Genomic DNA, 17,227 nt, shown 5'->3' on the forward strand with positions numbered 1-17,227 from the left:
TACGGCCGGTGGGCCGACCACTCAGCGGGCATTCGGCCCGCGGTAGATGCAAGGGGTTTTCGAGGACCCCGAAAAGGAGAACGGCATGAACCAAGAGGTCATGAATCTCTTCAATCCGCAGGCGCCTGCGCAGGTGTTCGATTCCATCCGGATTTCGCTTGCCAGCCCTGAGAAGATTCTGTCCTGGTCGTTCGGCGAGATCAAGAAGCCGGAGACCATCAACTACCGCACCTTCAAGCCGGAGCGTGACGGTCTGTTCTGCGCGCGCATTTTTGGCCCGATCAAGGACTATGAGTGCCTGTGCGGCAAGTACAAGCGCATGAAGTACAAGGGCGTCATCTGCGAAAAGTGCGGCGTCGAAGTGACGCTGTCGCGCGTTCGGCGCGAGCGCATGGGCCATATCGAGCTCGCGGCCCCCGTCGCCCATATCTGGTTCCTGAAGTCGCTGCCCTCGCGCATCGGCACGCTGCTCGATATGACGCTGAAGGACATTGAGCGCGTCCTCTATTTCGAGAACTACATCGTCACCGAGCCTGGCCTCACCGCGCTGAAGGAGCACCAGCTGCTCAGCGAGGAAGAGTACATGATCGCCGTCGACGAGTATGGCGAGGATTCCTTCACCGCCATGATCGGCGCCGAGGCCATTCATGACCTTCTGGCCGGCATGGACCTGGAAAAGATCGCCGGCGACCTGCGTTCGGAACTGGCTTCGACCACGTCCGAGCTGAAGCAGAAGAAGTATCTGAAGCGGCTCAAGGTCGTCGAGAACTTCATGGAATCCGGCAACCGTCCGGAATGGATGATCATGAAGGTCGTTCCGGTGATCCCGCCGGATCTGCGCCCGCTGGTCCCCCTGGACGGCGGTCGCTTCGCGACGTCCGACCTGAACGATCTCTATCGCCGCGTCATCAACCGCAACAACCGCCTGAAGCGGCTGATCGAGCTGCGCGCGCCCGGCATCATCGTGCGCAATGAAAAGCGCATGCTGCAGGAAGCCGTCGATGCGCTGTTCGACAACGGCCGTCGCGGCCGCGTCATCACCGGCGCCAACAAGCGTCCGCTGAAGTCGCTGTCCGACATGCTCAAGGGCAAGCAGGGCCGGTTCCGTCAGAACCTGCTCGGCAAGCGCGTCGACTATTCGGGCCGTTCGGTCATCGTCACCGGTCCGGAGCTCAAGCTGCACCAGTGCGGCCTGCCGAAGAAGATGGCGCTCGAACTGTTCAAGCCCTTCATCTACGCCCGCCTCGACGCCAAGGGTTACTCCTCGACCGTCAAGCAGGCGAAGAAGCTGGTCGAGAAGGAGCGTCCGGAAGTCTGGGATATCCTCGACGAGGTCATCCGCGAGCATCCGGTGCTGTTGAACCGCGCGCCGACGCTGCACCGCCTCGGCATCCAGGCGTTCGAGCCGATCCTGATCGAAGGCAAGGCGATCCAGCTTCACCCGCTGGTCTGCACGGCCTTCAACGCCGACTTCGACGGCGACCAGATGGCCGTTCACGTGCCGCTGTCGTTGGAAGCGCAGCTTGAAGCCCGCGTGCTGATGATGTCGACCAACAACATCCTGCACCCGGCTTCCGGCGCGCCGATCATCGTGCCGTCGCAGGACATGGTCCTGGGTCTCTACTATCTCTCGATCGTCAACCAGAACGAGCCGGGCGAGGGCATGGTGTTTGCCGACATGGGCGAACTCCAGCACGCGCTCGAGACCAAGGCCGTGACCTTGCACGCCAAGATCAAGGGCCGCTTCCGCACGGTCGACGCCGAAGGCAAGGTCGTGTCGAAGATCCATGACACCACGCCTGGCCGCATGATCATCGGCGAGCTTCTGCCGAAGAACGTCAACGTGCCTTACGAGACCGCCAACCAGGAGATGACCAAGAAGAACATCTCCAAGATGATCGACACCGTCTACCGCCATTGCGGTCAGAAGGAGACGGTCATTTTCTGCGATCGCATCATGGCGCTCGGCTTTGCTCATGCGTGCCGTGCCGGCATTTCGTTCGGCAAGGACGACATGCTGATCCCGGACACCAAGATCAAGCTGGTGTCGGACACCGAGGCTTTGGCCAAGGAGTACGAGCAGCAGTACAACGACGGCCTGATCACGCAGGGCGAGAAGTACAACAAGGTCGTCGACGCCTGGGCCAAGTGCTCGGAAAAGGTCGCCGACGAGATGATGGCCCGCATCAAGGCGGTCGAGTTCGAGGACAATGGCCGTCAGAAGCCGATGAACTCGATCTACATGATGTCGCACTCCGGTGCGCGCGGATCGCCCACCCAGATGCGCCAGCTCGCCGGCATGCGCGGCCTGATGGCCAAGCCCTCGGGTGAAATCATCGAGACGCCGATCATCTCGAACTTCAAGGAAGGCCTGACCGTGCTCGAGTACTTCAACTCGACCCACGGCGCCCGCAAGGGTCTGGCCGATACCGCCTTGAAGACGGCGAACTCGGGCTACCTCACCCGTCGTCTGGTCGACGTGGCGCAGGACTGCATCGTCAACTCCGTGGATTGCGGCACCGACAAGGGCCTCACCATGCAGCCGATCGTCGATGCCGGTCAGGTCGTTGCTTCGGTCGGCCAGCGTGTGCTGGGCCGTACTTCGCTCGACGACATCAACCATCCGGTGACCGGCGATCTGCTGGTCAAGGCCGGGACGCTGATGGACGAGCGTGACGTGGAAAAGATCGAAAAGGCCGGCGTGCAGTCGGTCCGCATTCGTTCGGCACTGACCTGCGAGGTCAGGATCGGCGTCTGCGCGGTCTGCTATGGACGCGATCTGGCCCGCGGCACCCCGGTCAACCAGGGCGAAGCCGTCGGCGTCATCGCGGCGCAGTCGATCGGCGAGCCGGGCACGCAGCTCACCATGCGTACCTTCCACATGGGCGGTACGGCGCAGGTGGTGGATAGTTCGTTCCTTGAAGCCTCCTACGAGGGCAAGGTCGAGATCCGCAACCGTAACGTGGTGCGCAACTCCGACGGCCAGCAGATGGTCATGGGCCGCAACATGGCGGTGCTGATCCTCGACGAGGCCGGCAAGGAGCGTGCAACGCACCGCGTCACCTATGGTTCGCGCATCTTCGTGGACGATGGCGACAAGGTGAAGCGCGGCCAGCGTATCGCCGAGTGGGATCCCTATACCCGCCCGATCCTCACCGAAATCGAGGGCAAGGTGTCGTACGAGGATCTGGTCGATGGCATTTCCGTCCAGGAAACGGCCGACGAGTCGACCGGCATCACCAAGCGTGAGGTCATCGACTGGCGTTCGACGCCGCGCGGCAACGACCTCAAGCCGGCGATCGCCATCCAGGACGCCAAGGGCAAGGTCGGCAAGCTGTCGAAGGGCGGCGACGCCCGCTTCCTGCTCTCGGTCGAGGCCATTCTCTCGGTCGAGCCGGGTTCGCAGGTTCGTCCCGGCGACGTGCTGGCGCGTATCCCGATGGAAAGCGCCAAGACCAAGGACATCACCGGCGGTCTGCCGCGTGTTGCCGAACTGTTCGAGGCACGTCGTCCGAAGGATCACGCCATCATCGCCGAGATCGACGGCACGATCCGCTTCGGCCGCGACTACAAGAACAAGCGTCGCATCATCATCGAGCCGCATGACTCGACGCTGGAGCCGGTCGAATACCTGATCCCGAAGGGCAAGCCGTTCCATCTCCAGGACGGCGACGTCATCGAGAAGGGCGACTACATCCTCGACGGCAATCCGGCGCCGCACGACATCCTGGCGATCAAGGGCGTGGAGGCGCTTGCGTCCTACCTCGTCAACGAGATCCAGGAAGTCTACCGCCTGCAGGGCGTGTCGATCAACGACAAGCACATCGAGGTGATTGTTCGCCAGATGCTGCAGAAGGTCGAGATCACCACGCAGGGCGACTCGACCTACATTCCGGGCGACCACGTCGACGTGATCGAACTGGAAGAGGTCAACGAGCGCCTGATCGAGGACGGCAAGAAGCCGGCCGAAGGCCAGCCGGTGCTCTTGGGCATCACCAAGGCGTCGCTGCAGACGCCGTCCTTCATCTCGGCCGCCTCCTTCCAGGAGACGACCAGGGTGCTGACGGAAGCCGCGGTGGCCGGCAAGACCGACATGCTGCAGGGCTTGAAGGAAAACGTCATCGTCGGCCGGTTGATCCCGGCCGGTACCGGCGGCACGATGAGCCAGATCCGGCGCATCGCGACCTCGCGTGACGAACTGATCATCGATGAGCGCCGCAAGGCCTCCGGTGTGGAAGTCGCCGAGCCGATGCTGGCCGACATGACAACCGCCGCGCAGTAAGCGCGGCGGGGAGCAATTCCAGGAAAAGTGTGCAACGGTTTTCCGCCCGGAATTGCTTCATGGAAAATAGAGCGGTTTATCGTTTCCTTGAAACGACAAACCGCTTGGAGATCTCAGGCAACAGAAGCCGTCGGGGCAACCCGGCGGCTTTTTCGTTTCAACGATCGGAGGAAGGCATATGAGCACGAAGACCTGGACGGCTGTCGACGATTACATCGTGTCCTCGCTCTTCAAGGCGGACCCCGTTCTCGACGCGGTTCTGGCGGCCAACCGCGACCACGGCCTGCCGGCGATCGACGTCTCGGCGGCTCAGGGAAAACTGCTCTCACTGCTGGTGCGCATCGGCGGTGCGAAAAAGGTGCTCGAGATTGGTACGCTGGGCGGCTATTCGACCATCTGGATGGCGCGGGGTTTGCCAGCCGACGGCAAGGTCGTGACGCTCGAACTCGATCCGCACCACGCCAAGGTCGCACGCTCGAATTTCGAGCGGGCAGGGGTAGCGGACAAGGTTGAGCTCAGAGTCGGTCCCGCGGTTCAATCTGTCGACGCGTTGGCGAGTGAGAATGCCGGTCCGTTCGACCTGATCTTCATCGACGCAGACAAGCCCAACAACCCAAACTATCTCGCCTGGGCCTTGCGGCTGGCGCGTCCAGGAACAGTGATCGTGTGCGACAACGTCATCCGCGACGGCGCCGTTCTGGAGGACGATGGCCTCGACGCCAATGTCGAAGGCGCACGCGCGGCGTTTTCCTTCATCGGCGGCGACAAGCGACTGGACGGCACAGCCATCCAGACCGTAGGCGCCAAAGGCTATGACGGCTTTGCGATTGCGATCGTCAGTGACATCACACCATGATTGTCTGAATTATGCTGATATCATACCAGCTCGGTCGTGCGCCCCTGTCACCGGCTGTTCGTTTGACGACCGGCTTCCCCCAATCCGTCGCTGCTTCGCAGCGCCACCTTTCCCCCCTCCGGAGGGAAAGGAAGCCGCGTTGAACAAGCGTTGGCGAGCAATAGGTTCGCGCCCTTCCTCTACCCCGTCGATCGGGGGAGAGGTGGCTCGGCGTAGCCGAGACGGAGTGGGGGTCGACTTGGCACGAGCTTGCATTCCAGCCGGTCCGCGATCCGTACATGCACAAATCAGTCGAAAAACGCCTCGACCACATTGCGCTTGCCGAGCATGAAGGCGTCGGCGACGTGCTGCAGCGGCGCCAGGTCGACGTCGGATACGCCGGCGCGCACGATTTCGGCGAAGCGCCGGTAGAGCATCGGATATTCCGCTTCCGGCTCCTCGTGGACGACACGGCCATCGACGGCGAGCTTCGAGCCGCCGCCCGAGAGCACCATTTTCCCGGCATCCGTATCGGCGAGGATGTCCCAGCTCTGCGGTCCGGTCTGCAGCCAGTCGAGGTCCATCGTCACATCGGATCCGCTCGCCGCGCGGAAGGCGACCTGGGCCGCGATCGGCGCGTCGCGATTTTCGGGAAAGTCGAGCACGGCCGAGGTGATGTACATGGCCGGCAGGATGTAGGTCGCGATCGACAGCGCGTTGATGCCGGGATCGAAGACGCCGAAGCCGCCGGGCTGCCAGATCCAGTCCTGGTTCGGATGCCAGCGGCGCACATCTTCCTTCCAGACGATCGCCGCCGATTTGATTCTGGTCGAAGCCAGGAATGCCCGCGCAGCTTCCACCGCCGGCGCGTAACGCGAATGCCAGCTTGCGAACAGGGAAACGCCTTGTCTTGTCGCCAGCGCCTTCAGGTCCTCGACCTCGCTGACCGTGGCGCCCGGTGGCTTTTCCAGGAAGACGTGCTTCCCGGCCTCCAGCGCCTTGCGCGCGGCGTCATAGCGGAACTGCGGCGGCATGCACAGCGACACCGCGTCGAGTTCGGGCACGGCGCCAAGCATCGTCTCTATGTCGGGGAAATTCGCAATGTCGTCGACCTTGCCGTGCCGGCTGGCCGCCGCGATAAGCTGGTAGCCCTGGTTCTTGGCCAGGGCGGGAAGATGTTGGTCGCGCACGATCTTGCCGACGCCGACAATGCCGATTCTTATGGGCGAGGTGGATGGGGACATGAGGCTCCGCCGGGTTTGGACGACTGCGCGTCTCTTAGCAGATCGGCCATGCCGGGCAAGCGTCGGCCATGCCAGCCAGTCTCGACGAATCGGCATCATGGCGAAAGGCAGGCGAGAGGCGCATCAACCGCGGTCAGATCGGCACGTCGAAGGTCACGATCGAGACTTCGCCTTCGAGTGCGCCCTGGAAGGCCGAAAGATGCGGCTCATCGTCGGGCTCGCCCTCCATGTCGCCGATCTGGTCGAGCTCGGCCTCGGCGTAGCCTTCCGCGGCGAGCGATTCGAGCGCCCGGCGCACCGCCGAATCGTCGTCGGGCGCCACCAGCATGACATGGACGCCTTCCGGCTTGCCGCCTTTCCTTTTCCACACCCGGCCGGTGATGATGGTGACCGGGCGTTCCTCATTGTCGTTCACGGGCCGATTCCTTCGCGGCGAGGGATTGTCACTGTTCATGCGGCCTTTTCGCATGAAGCAAGGGCTCGCAACAGCCGCAAGCCAATCAATTTGCCAGAGGCTTGGCACTTTCTTCCCCGACCTTGCAAAACGGCGAAAGAAAATTACATGCGGTTTTCGCATGGCTGCCAAGACCCGGCTTCAATGCAATATTTGCCGCTGCGGGGTTGACGGTTCGCGGGCTTACGAGTAGAAGCCGCCCAGTCAGAACCGATGTGAGGCTCTCCCTTCCGAAGCGACACGCTTTGGAGTTTGCCTCAAACAGGGTTCGTTTTACGAGCGAAAAGACATTTCCGGCGTGCATGAAGCGGCTTCCGCTTCCTCTGCGATTTGTTCGGGCAGGACCGCGAGGCGCGGTTTGTGGCCCGAATTTGCGTATGGAAATGACGCTTTGAGCGAGCCTTGACCGGCACGAGACACGGAATTGAGAGACAAGAGGGTTTAATGCCTACCGTCAACCAGCTGATCCGCAAGCCGCGCATTGCGCCGGTGAAGCGCAACAAGGTCCCGGCCATGCAGCAGAACCCGCAGAAGCGGGGCGTCTGCACGCGCGTCTACACGACGACGCCGAAGAAGCCGAACTCGGCGCTGCGCAAGGTGGCCAAGATCCGCCTGACCAATGGTTTTGAAGTGATCGGTTACATCCCCGGCGAAGGTCACAACCTTCAGGAACACTCCGTGGTCATGATCCGCGGCGGCCGCGTCAAGGATCTTCCGGGCGTGCGCTACCACATCATCCGCGGCGTGCTCGACACGCAGGGCGTGAAGAACCGCAAGCAGCGCCGTTCGAAGTACGGTGCCAAGCGTCCGAAGTAAGGGGCGTCCGAAGTAAGATTTTCCGGCCTTGGCGCTGCTTGAACGCGCCGGGCTACGAGATTGAGAGACAAAAGCCATGTCGCGTCGTCACAGTGCAGAAAAGCGTGAGATCAACCCGGATCCCAAGTTCGGCGATCTGATCGTCACCAAGTTCATGAACGCCGTCATGTATGACGGCAAGAAGTCGGTTGCCGAGACCATCGTCTACGGTGCGCTCGACCAGGTCCAGTCGAAGACCAAGCAGGAGCCGGTCACCGTCTTCCATCAGGCGCTCGACAATGTCGCGCCGCATGTGGAAGTGCGTTCGCGTCGCGTCGGCGGCGCCACCTACCAGGTTCCGGTCGACGTTCGTCCCGAGCGCCGCCAGGCATTGGCGATCCGCTGGCTGATCGCGGCTGCCCGCAACCGCAACGAGACCACCATGGTCGACCGCCTCTCCGGCGAGCTGATGGACGCGGCCAACAACCGCGGCACCGCCGTGAAGAAGCGTGAAGACACCCACAAGATGGCTGAAGCCAACCGCGCTTTCGCACACTACCGCTGGTAAAGCGCGAACAGGACTGAGAGGCAGCTACGATGGCCCGCGAATACAAAATCGAAGACTACCGCAATTTCGGTATCATGGCGCATATTGACGCCGGCAAGACGACGACCACCGAGCGCGTCCTCTATTACACGGGCAAGTCGCACAAGATCGGCGAAGTGCACGACGGCGCTGCCACCATGGACTGGATGGAGCAGGAGCAGGAACGCGGCATCACCATCACGTCCGCCGCGACCACGACCTTCTGGAAGGGCCGTGACGGCAAGATGCACCGCTTCAACATCATCGACACCCCCGGACACGTCGACTTCACGATCGAAGTCGAGCGTTCGCTGCGCGTGCTCGACGGCGCCATCGCGCTGCTCGACGCCAACGCCGGTGTCGAGCCGCAGACGGAAACCGTCTGGCGCCAGGCCGACAAGTATCGCGTGCCGCGCATGATCTTCTGCAACAAGATGGACAAGATCGGCGCCGACTTCTACCGCTCGGTCGAGATGATCGGCTCGCGCCTCGGCGCGCAGGCTGTCGTCATGCAGCTGCCGATCGGCGCCGAGACCGACTTCAAGGGTGTCGTCGACCTCGTCGAGATGAACGCGCTTGTTTGGCGCGACGAAACCCTGGGCGCTGCCTGGGACGTCGTCGAGATCCCGGCCGACCTCAAGGCGCGTGCCGAGGAATATCGCGAGAAGATGATCGAAGCCGCCGTCGAAATGGACGAGACGGCGCTCGAGAACTATCTCGAAGGCAAGATGCCGTCGAATGACGAGATCCGCTCGCTGATCCGCAAGGGCACGATCGCGGTCAAGTTCTACCCGATGTTCTGCGGCTCGGCCTTCAAGAACAAGGGCGTGCAGCCGCTGCTCGACGCCGTCGTCGAATATCTGCCGTCGCCGGCCGACGTTCCTGCCATCAAGGGCGTCGATGCCAAGACCGATGCCGAGATCGAGCGTCATGCGGACGACAACGAGCCGCTGTCGATGCTTGCCTTCAAGATCATGAACGACCCCTTCGTCGGTTCGCTGACCTTTGCCCGCATCTATTCGGGCAAACTCACCAAGGGCGTCTCGGTCGACAACACCGTGAAGGGCAAGAAGGAGCGCATCGGCCGCATGCTGCAGATGCATGCGAATTCGCGCGCCGACGTCGAAGAAGCTTTCGCCGGCGACATCGTCGCCCTGGCGGGCCTCAAGGACACGACCACCGGCGACACGCTGTGCGATCCGCTGCACCCGGTCATTCTCGAGCGCATGGAATTCCCCGATCCGGTCATCCAGATCGCCATTGAGCCGAAGACCAAGAACGACCAGGAAAAGATGGGCCTCGCCCTTCACCGCCTGGCTGCCGAGGATCCGTCCTTCCGCGTCAAGACCGACGAGGAAAGCGGCCAGACCATCATCTCGGGCATGGGCGAACTGCACCTCGACATCATCGTCGACCGCATGCGTCGCGAGTTCAAGGTCGAAGCCAATGTCGGCGCGCCGCAGGTGGCCTATCGCGAGACGATCACCCGCAAGCATGAGCAGGACTACACGCACAAGAAGCAGACCGGCGGTACCGGCCAGTTCGCCCGCGTCAAGGTCGTGTTCGAGCCGAATTCCGAGAGCGAAGAGTTCGTTTTCGAGTCCAAGATCGTCGGCGGCGCGGTGCCTAAGGAATACATTCCGGGCGTCGAAAAGGGCATCCAGAGCGTCATGGGCGCCGGTCCGTTCGCGGGCTTCCCGATGATCGGCGTCAGGGCGACGCTCATCGACGGCGCCTACCACGACGTCGACTCCTCGGTCCTGGCCTTCGAAATCGCCTCCCGTGCCTGCTTCCGTGAAGCTGCTCCCAAGCTTGGCGTGCAGTTGCTCGAGCCGATCATGAAGGTCGAGGTGGTGACGCCGGAAGATTACGTCGGCAGCGTTATCGGCGACCTGAACGGCCGTCGCGGCCAGATCCAGGGCCAGGAAGCGCGCGGCGTGGCCGTCGTCATCAACGCGATGGTGCCGCTCGCCAACATGTTCAAGTACGTCGACAACCTGCGCTCGATGAGCCAGGGCCGCGCGGCCTACACGATGCAGTTCGATCACTACGAGCCGGTCCCGACCGCGGTCGCCCAGGAAGTCCAGAAGAAATACGCGTAACTCGAACAGAGCTGCCGCGGTAACGCAATTCAAAGCCCGCACGGGCGAGCAGGAAATGGAGACATCACATGGCCAAAGGTAAATTCGAGCGCACTAAGCCTCATGTGAACATCGGCACGATCGGCCACGTCGATCACGGCAAGACGTCGCTGACGGCTGCGATCACCAAGTATTTCGGCGAATACAAGCGCTATGACCAGATCGACGCGGCGCCCGAAGAGAAGGCGCGCGGCATCACGATCTCGACGGCTCACGTCGAATACGAGACCGCCAACCGCCACTACGCCCACGTCGACTGCCCCGGCCACGCCGACTATGTGAAGAACATGATCACCGGTGCCGCGCAGATGGACGGCGCGATCCTGGTCGTGTCGGCCGCCGACGGCCCGATGCCGCAGACCCGCGAGCACATCCTGCTTGCCCGTCAGGTCGGCGTGCCGTCGATCGTGGTGTTCCTCAACAAGGTTGACCAGGTCGATGACGCTGAGCTGCTCGAACTGGTCGAGCTCGAGGTTCGCGAGCTTCTGTCGAAGAACGAGTTCCCCGGCGACGACATTCCGATCGTCAAGGGTTCGGCTCTGGCAGCACTCGAGGATTCGGACAAGACGATCGGCGAGGACGCGATCCGCGAGCTGATGGCTCAGGTCGACGCCTACATCCCGACGCCGGTTCGTCCGCTGGACAAGCCGTTCCTGATGCCGATCGAGGACGTGTTCTCGATCTCGGGCCGCGGCACGGTCGTCACCGGCCGCGTCGAGCGCGGCGTGGTCAAGGTCGGCGAGGAGCTGGAGATCATCGGCATCCGTCCGACGACCAAGACGACCTGCACGGGCGTGGAAATGTTCCGCAAGCTGCTCGATCAGGGCCAGGCTGGCGACAACATCGGCGCGCTGCTGCGCGGCGTTGATCGTGAAGGTGTCGAGCGCGGCCAGGTTCTGGCCAAGCCGGGCACGGTGAAGCCGCACAAGAAGTTCGTGGCCGAAGCCTACATCCTGACCAAGGACGAAGGTGGCCGTCACACGCCGTTCTTCACCAACTACCGTCCGCAGTTCTACTTCCGCACGACCGACGTGACCGGCATCGTGTCGCTGCCGGAAGGCACCGAGATGGTGATGCCTGGCGACAACATCACGGTCGATGTCGAGCTGATCGTGCCGATCGCCATGGAAGAGAAGCTGCGCTTCGCCATCCGTGAAGGCGGCCGCACCGTCGGTGCCGGCATCGTCGTCACCATCAAAGAGTAATTTGGACTTAAACCGATCTGTCGCGGGCGCGGAAGTTGCCCGCGCCGCGCCAGAACAAGGAAGTGACGCATGAACGGACAGAATATCCGCATCCGCCTGAAGGCGTTTGATCACCGCGTGCTTGACGCCTCGACGAAGGAAATCGTGTCGACGGCCAAGCGCACCGGGGCAAACGTCCGCGGCCCCATTCCGCTGCCGACGCGGATCGAAAAGTTCACGGTCAACCGGTCGCCTCACGTCGACAAGAAGAGCCGCGAGCAGTTCGAGATGCGCACGCACAAGCGTCTGCTCGACATCGTCGATCCGACCCCGCAGACCGTCGATGCTTTGATGAAGCTCGATCTGGCCGCCGGTGTCGACGTCGAGATCAAGCTCTAAGGGAATGAGAGCGCGGTAAGGGGCGGTGCCCCTGGCCCGGAACTCTAAAGGAATTGAACCGATGCGTTCAGGTGTGATTGCAAAGAAGGTGGGAATGACCCGCATCTACAACGATGCCGGGGAACACGTTCCCGTCACCGTTCTCCAGATGGAGAACTGCCAGGTCGTGGCACAGCGCACGCAGGAGAAGAATGGCTATACCGCCGTTCAGCTCGGCGTTGGCCTGGCCAAGGTGAAGAACACGTCGAAGGCGATGCGCGGCCATTTCGCGACTGCTTCCGTCGAGCCGAAGGCGAAGCTCGCCGAGTTCCGCGTCTCCGCCGACAATCTGATCGATGTCGGCGCCGAGATCACCGTCGACCACTTTGTCGCCGGCCAGAAGGTCGATGTGACCGGCACGACGATCGGCAAGGGTTTCCAGGGCGTCATCAAGCGCCACCACATGGGTGGTGGCCGCGCGACGCACGGTAACTCGGTCTCGCACCGTACGCACGGTTCGACCGGCCAGCGTCAGGATCCGGGCAAGGTGTTCAAGGGCAAGCATATGGCTGGTCACATGGGCGATGTCAGGGTCACCACGCAGAATGTCGAGATCGTCTCGACCGACGCCGATCGCGGCCTGATCCTCATCCGCGGTGCGGTTCCCGGATCGAAGGGCGCCTGGATCCTGGTCCGCGACGCGGCCAAGGTGGCGCTGCCGGCCAACGCGCCGAAGCCCGCCGCGATCCGCGCTGTCGCGGCAGCTGCGAAGAACGAGGCTCCGGCCACAGAGGGAGCGGAATAATGGATCTCAAGATCACAACGCTCGGCGGTAAAGACGCCGGCAAGGTGGAACTTTCCGAAGGAATTTTCGGCCTTGATCCGCGCGAGGACATCCTGCAGCGCGTCGTACGCTGGCAGCTTGCCAAGAAGCAGCAGGGCACGCACAAGGCCAAGGGCCGCGCCGAAATCGCGCGCACCGGCGCCAAGATGTACAAGCAGAAGGGTACGGGCCGCGCCCGTCACCATTCGGCACGCGCTCCGCAGTTCCGCGGCGGCGGCAAGGCCCACGGCCCGGTCGTTCGCAGCCACGAGCACGACTTGCCGAAGAAGGTGCGCGCGCTGGGCTTGAAGCATGCTCTCTCGGCCAAGGCCAAGAGCGCGTCGATCATCATCATCGACGAACTGAAGCTGACCGAGGCCAAGACCAAGGCGCTGATCGCGAATTTCGCGACGCTGGGCCTGACCAACGCCCTGGTGGTTGGCGGTGCCGAGCTTGACAAGAATTTCAAGCTGGCAGCCACCAACATCCCCAACATCGACGTGCTGCCCATCCAGGGCATCAACGTCTACGACATTCTGCGCCGCGGCACGCTGGTCCTTTCGAAGGCCGCCGTCGAGGCTCTCGAGGAGCGCTTTAAATGACCGACCTTCGTCACTACGACGTGATCGTCTCGCCGGCGATCACCGAAAAGTCGACCATGGCCTCCGAGCAGAACCAGGTCGTCTTCAACGTCGCCAAGAAGGCGTCGAAGCCGGAAATCAAGGCCGCCGTCGAAGCGCTGTTCGGCGTCAAGGTGATGGCCGTGAACACGCTTGTCCGCAAGGGCAAGATCAAGCGCTTCCGCGGCACGATCGGCCGCCAGAGCGACGTCAAGAAGGCGATCGTGACGCTGGCCGACGGCCAGTCGATCGACGTCGCGACGGGTCTCTGAGCTAGGCCGCGAGGACAGGACAATGGCACTTAAAAAATTCAACCCGGTAACGCCGAGCACCCGTCAGCTGGTCATCGTCGACCGCTCGGGCCTCTACAAGGGCAAGCCCGTCAAGGGCCTGACCGAAGGCCTGACCAAGTCGGGCGGCCGCAACAATCACGGCCGCATCACGGCCCGCTTCATCGGCGGCGGTCACAAGCGTTCGTACCGCATCATCGACTTCAAGCGCCGCAAGTTCGACGTCGTCGGCACGGTCGAGCGCATTGAATACGATCCGAACCGCACCGCCTTCATCGCGCTCATCAAGTATGACGATGGCGAGCTGTCCTACATCATCGCCCCGCAGCGTCTTGCCGCCGGCGACAAGATCGTGGCTGGCGAAGCGGTCGACGTGAAGCCGGGCAATGCGATGCCGCTGGCCTCGATGCCGGTCGGCACGATCGTCCACAACATCGAGCTGAAGCCGGGCAAGGGCGCTCAGGTCGCCCGTTCGGCTGGCGGCTACGCCCAGCTCGTCGGCCGCGACCAGGGCATGGCGATCCTGCGCCTCAATTCGGGCGAGCAGCGTGTCGTTCACGGCTCCTGCATGGCCACCGTCGGCGCCGTGTCGAACCCCGACCACGGCAACATCAACGACGGCAAGGCCGGCCGCACGGTTTGGCGTGGCAAGCGCCCGCACAATCGCGGCGTGACCATGAACCCGGTCGACCACCCGCATGGCGGTGGTGAAGGCCGCACCTCCGGTGGCCGTCATCCGGTCAGCCCGTGGGGCAAGCCGACCAAGGGCAAGAAGACGCGGTCCAACAAGGCGACCGACAAGTTCATCCTGCGCTCGCGCCATCAGCGCAAGAGCTAAGAAGAGGTAACGCCAAGTGACTCGTTCTATTTGGAAAGGCCCCTTCATCGACGGCTACCTTCTCAAGAAGGTGGACAAGGTTCGTGAAGGCGGTCGCAATGAGGTGATCAAGATGTGGAGCCGTCGCTCCACCATCCTGCCGCAGTTCGTCGGCCTCACCTTCGGTGTCTACAACGGCCAGAAGCATGTTCCCGTCTCGGTGAACGAGGACATGGTCGGTCATAAGTTCGGTGAATTCGCTCCGACGCGGACCTATTACGGTCACGGCGCGGATAAGAAGGCGAAGAGGAAATAATCATGGGCAAGGCCAAAGCTCCGCGCAGGCTTGCTGACAACGAAGCGCGCGCCGTTCTGCGCACGATCCGTATCAGCCCGCAGAAGCTGAACCTGGTTGCCGCGCTGATCCGCGGCAAGAAGGTCGCGACAGCGCTTTCCGATCTCGAATTCTCGGCCAAGCGGATTTCCGGCACGGTCAAGAAGACGCTGGAATCGGCGATTGCCAACGCGGAAAACAACCACGACCTCGATGTCGATGCGCTGGTGGTGGCGGAAGCCTATGTCGGCAAGTCGATCGTCATGAAGCGGTTCCACGCTCGTGGCCGTGGTCGCGCCAGCCGCATCGAGAAGCCGTTCTCGCACCTCACGATCGTCGTTCGTGAAGTCGAAGAAAAAGGGGAGGCCGCATAATGGGCCAGAAAGTCAATCCGATCGGTCTTCGCCTCGGCATCAACCGCACCTGGGATTCGCGCTGGTTCGCGAACACCGGCGAGTACGGCAAGCTGCTGCATGAGGACATCAAGATCCGCAAGTATCTCGAGAAGGAGCTGAAGCAGGCCGCCATCTCGAAGGTCGTGATCGAGCGCCCGCACAAGAAGTGCCGCGTCACCATCCATGCCGCGCGCCCGGGTCTGATCATCGGCAAGAAGGGCGCCGACATCGAGAAGCTTCGCAAGAAGCTGATGGAGATGACGAAGTCCGAGACGCACCTCAACATCGTCGAAGTGCGCAAGCCCGAAATCGACGCGACCCTGGTCGCCCAGTCGATCGCCCAGCAGCTCGAGCGCCGCATCGCGTTCCGCCGCGCCATGAAGCGCGCCGTGCAGTCGGCGATGCGCCTGGGTGCCGAAGGCATCCGCATCAACTGCTCGGGCCGTCTTGGCGGCGCCGAAATCGCGCGCATGGAATGGTACCGCGAAGGCCGCGTGCCGCTGCACACGCTGCGCGCCGATGTCGACTACGGCACGGCCGAGGCGAACACGGCGTACGGTATCTGCGGCGTCAAGGTCTGGGTATTCAAGGGCGAGATCCTCGAGCACGACCCGATGGCTTCGGAACGTCGCGCCACCGAGGGTGATGCCGCGCATGGCGGTGGTGGTGATCGCGAACGCGGTCGTCGTCGCGAAAACGCCTGAGACATTTAGGAATTTGGAGTTAGAACGATGCTGCAGCCAAAGCGCACAAAGTTCCGTAAGCAGTTCAAGGGCCGTATCCATGGTGTCGCAAAGGGCGGCACCAACCTGGATTTCGGTGGTTTCGGGCTGAAGGCGCTTGAGCCGAACCGCGTCACCGCGCGTGAGATCGAGGCGGCCCGCCGCGCGATCACCCGCGAGATGAAGCGCGCCGGCCGCGTCTGGATCCGTATTTTCCCGGATCTGCCGGTCACCTCGAAGCCAACCGAAGTCCGCATGGGTAAGGGCAAGGGCGCGGTCGATTACTGGGCGGCCCGCGTCAAGCCGGGCCGCATCATGTTCGAGATCGACGGCGTCAATGAAGAAACCGCCCGTGAGGCTCTGCGTCTCGGCGCGGCCAAGCTCTCGGTCAGGACGCGCTTCGTACAGCGCATCGCAGAATAAGGACGGGCTGATCATGAAAGCCGAAGACATCCGGACCAAGACCCAAGACCAGCTGACCGACGATCTGGCCAGCCTGAAGAAGGAGCAGTTCAACCTGCGCTTCCAGAAGGCCACCGGTCAGCTCGAAAAGACCGCGCGCGTGAAGCAGGTCCGCAAGGACATCGCGCGCATCAAGACCATCGCCGCGGAAAAAGCCGCGGCCAAGAAGGGTTAAGACCATGCCAAAGCGCATTCTGCAGGGCACCGTCGTCAGCGACAAGAATGAGAAGACGGTCGTCGTCAAGGTCGAACGGCGCTTCACGCATCCCGTGATGAAGAAGACCGTGCGCATGACCAAGAAGTACAAGGCGCACGACGAGAACAACGCCCACAAGGTCGGCGATCAGGTGTTCATCCAGGAATCGAAGCCGATTTCCAAGGATAAGCGCTGGATCGTCGTGGCCTCGGACCAGGCGTAAACAAACGAATTTTGGACAGACCGGGGAGGGGCTTCGAGCCCGTCCCGTTAGAAAAGAAGAAGGCGGCCAGTCATGATTCAGATGCAAACAAACCTCGACGTGGCGGATAATTCCGGCGCGCGTCGTGTCATGTGCATCAAGGTGCTGGGCGGCTCGAAGCGGAAATACGCTTCCGTGGGCGACATCATCGTGGTGTCGATCAAGGAAGCCATTCCGCGCGGCCGCGTTAAGAAGGGCGATGTGATGAAGGCGGTCGTGGTTCGCACGGCCAAGGACATCCGCCGCCCGGACGGCAGCGTGATCCGTTTCGACAAGAACGCGGCCGTTCTTGTCGACAACAAGAAAGAGCCGATCGGCACGCGTATCTTCGGACCGGTTCCGCGCGAACTCCGCGCCAAGAACCACATGAAGATCATCTCGCTCGCGCCAGAAGTGCTGTAAGGAGC

The 17,227-nt window shown here is 62.5% G+C and carries 20 protein-coding genes; 18 read left to right on the forward strand and 2 right to left on the reverse strand.

Features of this window, described 5'->3' with window-relative positions; translation table 11 throughout:
* Positions 1-85: 85 nt before the first annotated feature.
* Positions 86-4,282 (forward strand): DNA-directed RNA polymerase subunit beta', encoded by a 4,197-nt coding sequence (rpoC, locus tag LB569_RS06780; protein ID WP_140710753.1) that lies wholly within the window; start codon positions 86-88, stop codon positions 4,280-4,282.
* Positions 4,283-4,460: 178 nt separating this feature from the next.
* A complete protein-coding gene (locus LB569_RS06785; RefSeq protein ID WP_224691578.1) occupies positions 4,461-5,138 on the forward strand; it encodes an O-methyltransferase in 678 nt (225 codons plus the stop codon).
* Positions 5,139-5,425: 287 nt separating this feature from the next.
* On the opposite strand, the gene LB569_RS06790 is transcribed toward LB569_RS06785, so the two are convergent.
* Complete coding sequence (locus tag LB569_RS06790; RefSeq protein WP_224691579.1) at positions 5,426-6,361, reverse strand: Gfo/Idh/MocA family protein; 936 nt, start codon at positions 6,359-6,361, stop codon at positions 5,426-5,428.
* A 133-nt stretch (positions 6,362-6,494) separates the two neighbouring features.
* Entirely contained in the window at positions 6,495-6,776 is a 282-nt protein-coding gene (locus LB569_RS06795; protein WP_140710747.1) for a transcriptional regulator, read from the reverse strand.
* A 483-nt stretch (positions 6,777-7,259) separates the two neighbouring features.
* Here LB569_RS06795 and rpsL point away from each other — a divergent pair, with 483 nt between their 5' ends.
* The 16 genes from rpsL (at position 7,260) to rplN (ending at position 17,222) form a co-directional block, all read left to right on the forward strand.
* Positions 7,260-7,631: a 30S ribosomal protein S12 gene (gene rpsL / locus LB569_RS06800; protein WP_006333356.1), complete on the forward strand. Its 372-nt coding sequence runs from the start codon at positions 7,260-7,262 to the stop codon at positions 7,629-7,631.
* Positions 7,632-7,707: 76 nt separating this feature from the next.
* A complete protein-coding gene (gene rpsG, locus LB569_RS06805; RefSeq protein WP_008875664.1) occupies positions 7,708-8,178 on the forward strand; it encodes a 30S ribosomal protein S7 in 471 nt (156 codons plus the stop codon).
* A 29-nt stretch (positions 8,179-8,207) separates the two neighbouring features.
* Positions 8,208-10,298: an elongation factor G gene (gene fusA, locus LB569_RS06810; protein WP_224691580.1), complete on the forward strand. Its 2,091-nt coding sequence runs from the start codon at positions 8,208-8,210 to the stop codon at positions 10,296-10,298.
* 68 nt (positions 10,299-10,366) lie between these two features.
* Entirely contained in the window at positions 10,367-11,542 is a 1,176-nt protein-coding gene (tuf, locus tag LB569_RS06815) for an elongation factor Tu (RefSeq protein WP_224534536.1), read from the forward strand.
* A 69-nt stretch (positions 11,543-11,611) separates the two neighbouring features.
* Positions 11,612-11,920, forward strand: coding sequence for a 30S ribosomal protein S10 (gene rpsJ, locus LB569_RS06820; protein ID WP_010909272.1), 309 nt, complete (start codon positions 11,612-11,614; stop codon positions 11,918-11,920).
* A gap of 61 nt (positions 11,921-11,981) precedes the next feature.
* Positions 11,982-12,704, forward strand: a complete 723-nt coding sequence (gene rplC, locus LB569_RS06825; RefSeq protein ID WP_140701045.1) for a 50S ribosomal protein L3 — start codon at positions 11,982-11,984, stop codon at positions 12,702-12,704.
* Positions 12,704-13,324 (forward strand): 50S ribosomal protein L4, encoded by a 621-nt coding sequence (rplD, locus tag LB569_RS06830; protein WP_224691581.1) that lies wholly within the window; start codon positions 12,704-12,706, stop codon positions 13,322-13,324. The genes rplC and rplD overlap by 1 nt, the downstream gene beginning before the upstream one ends.
* The gene (locus tag LB569_RS06835) at positions 13,321-13,614 is read left to right on the forward strand and encodes a 50S ribosomal protein L23 (RefSeq protein WP_010909275.1); all 294 of its coding nucleotides are present in this window, start codon (positions 13,321-13,323) and stop codon (positions 13,612-13,614) included. The genes rplD and LB569_RS06835 overlap by 4 nt, the downstream gene beginning before the upstream one ends.
* 22 nt (positions 13,615-13,636) lie before the next feature.
* On the forward strand, positions 13,637-14,470 hold the full coding sequence (gene rplB, locus LB569_RS06840; protein ID WP_013895698.1) for a 50S ribosomal protein L2: 834 nt from the start codon (positions 13,637-13,639) through the stop codon (positions 14,468-14,470).
* Positions 14,471-14,486: 16 nt separating this feature from the next.
* Positions 14,487-14,765, forward strand: coding sequence for a 30S ribosomal protein S19 (gene rpsS / locus LB569_RS06845; protein ID WP_015317982.1), 279 nt, complete (start codon positions 14,487-14,489; stop codon positions 14,763-14,765).
* A gap of 2 nt (positions 14,766-14,767) precedes the next feature.
* A complete protein-coding gene (gene rplV / locus LB569_RS06850; protein ID WP_010909277.1) occupies positions 14,768-15,157 on the forward strand; it encodes a 50S ribosomal protein L22 in 390 nt (129 codons plus the stop codon).
* Positions 15,157-15,882: a 30S ribosomal protein S3 gene (rpsC, locus tag LB569_RS06855; RefSeq protein WP_010909278.1), complete on the forward strand. Its 726-nt coding sequence runs from the start codon at positions 15,157-15,159 to the stop codon at positions 15,880-15,882. Before rplV ends, rpsC begins: the two co-directional genes overlap by 1 nt.
* A gap of 27 nt (positions 15,883-15,909) precedes the next feature.
* Positions 15,910-16,323: a 50S ribosomal protein L16 gene (rplP, locus tag LB569_RS06860; RefSeq protein WP_140701049.1), complete on the forward strand. Its 414-nt coding sequence runs from the start codon at positions 15,910-15,912 to the stop codon at positions 16,321-16,323.
* A 13-nt stretch (positions 16,324-16,336) separates the two neighbouring features.
* Positions 16,337-16,537, forward strand: a complete 201-nt coding sequence (rpmC, locus tag LB569_RS06865; RefSeq protein ID WP_140701052.1) for a 50S ribosomal protein L29 — start codon at positions 16,337-16,339, stop codon at positions 16,535-16,537.
* A gap of 4 nt (positions 16,538-16,541) precedes the next feature.
* Entirely contained in the window at positions 16,542-16,781 is a 240-nt protein-coding gene (gene rpsQ / locus LB569_RS06870; protein ID WP_006205458.1) for a 30S ribosomal protein S17, read from the forward strand.
* A 72-nt stretch (positions 16,782-16,853) separates the two neighbouring features.
* Positions 16,854-17,222: a 50S ribosomal protein L14 gene (gene rplN / locus LB569_RS06875; RefSeq protein WP_006205457.1), complete on the forward strand. Its 369-nt coding sequence runs from the start codon at positions 16,854-16,856 to the stop codon at positions 17,220-17,222.
* Positions 17,223-17,227: the final 5 nt, after the last annotated feature.

It is taken from the genome of Mesorhizobium sp. BH1-1-4 (genome assembly GCF_020165665.1).
Lineage (GTDB): Bacteria > Pseudomonadota > Alphaproteobacteria > Rhizobiales > Rhizobiaceae > Mesorhizobium.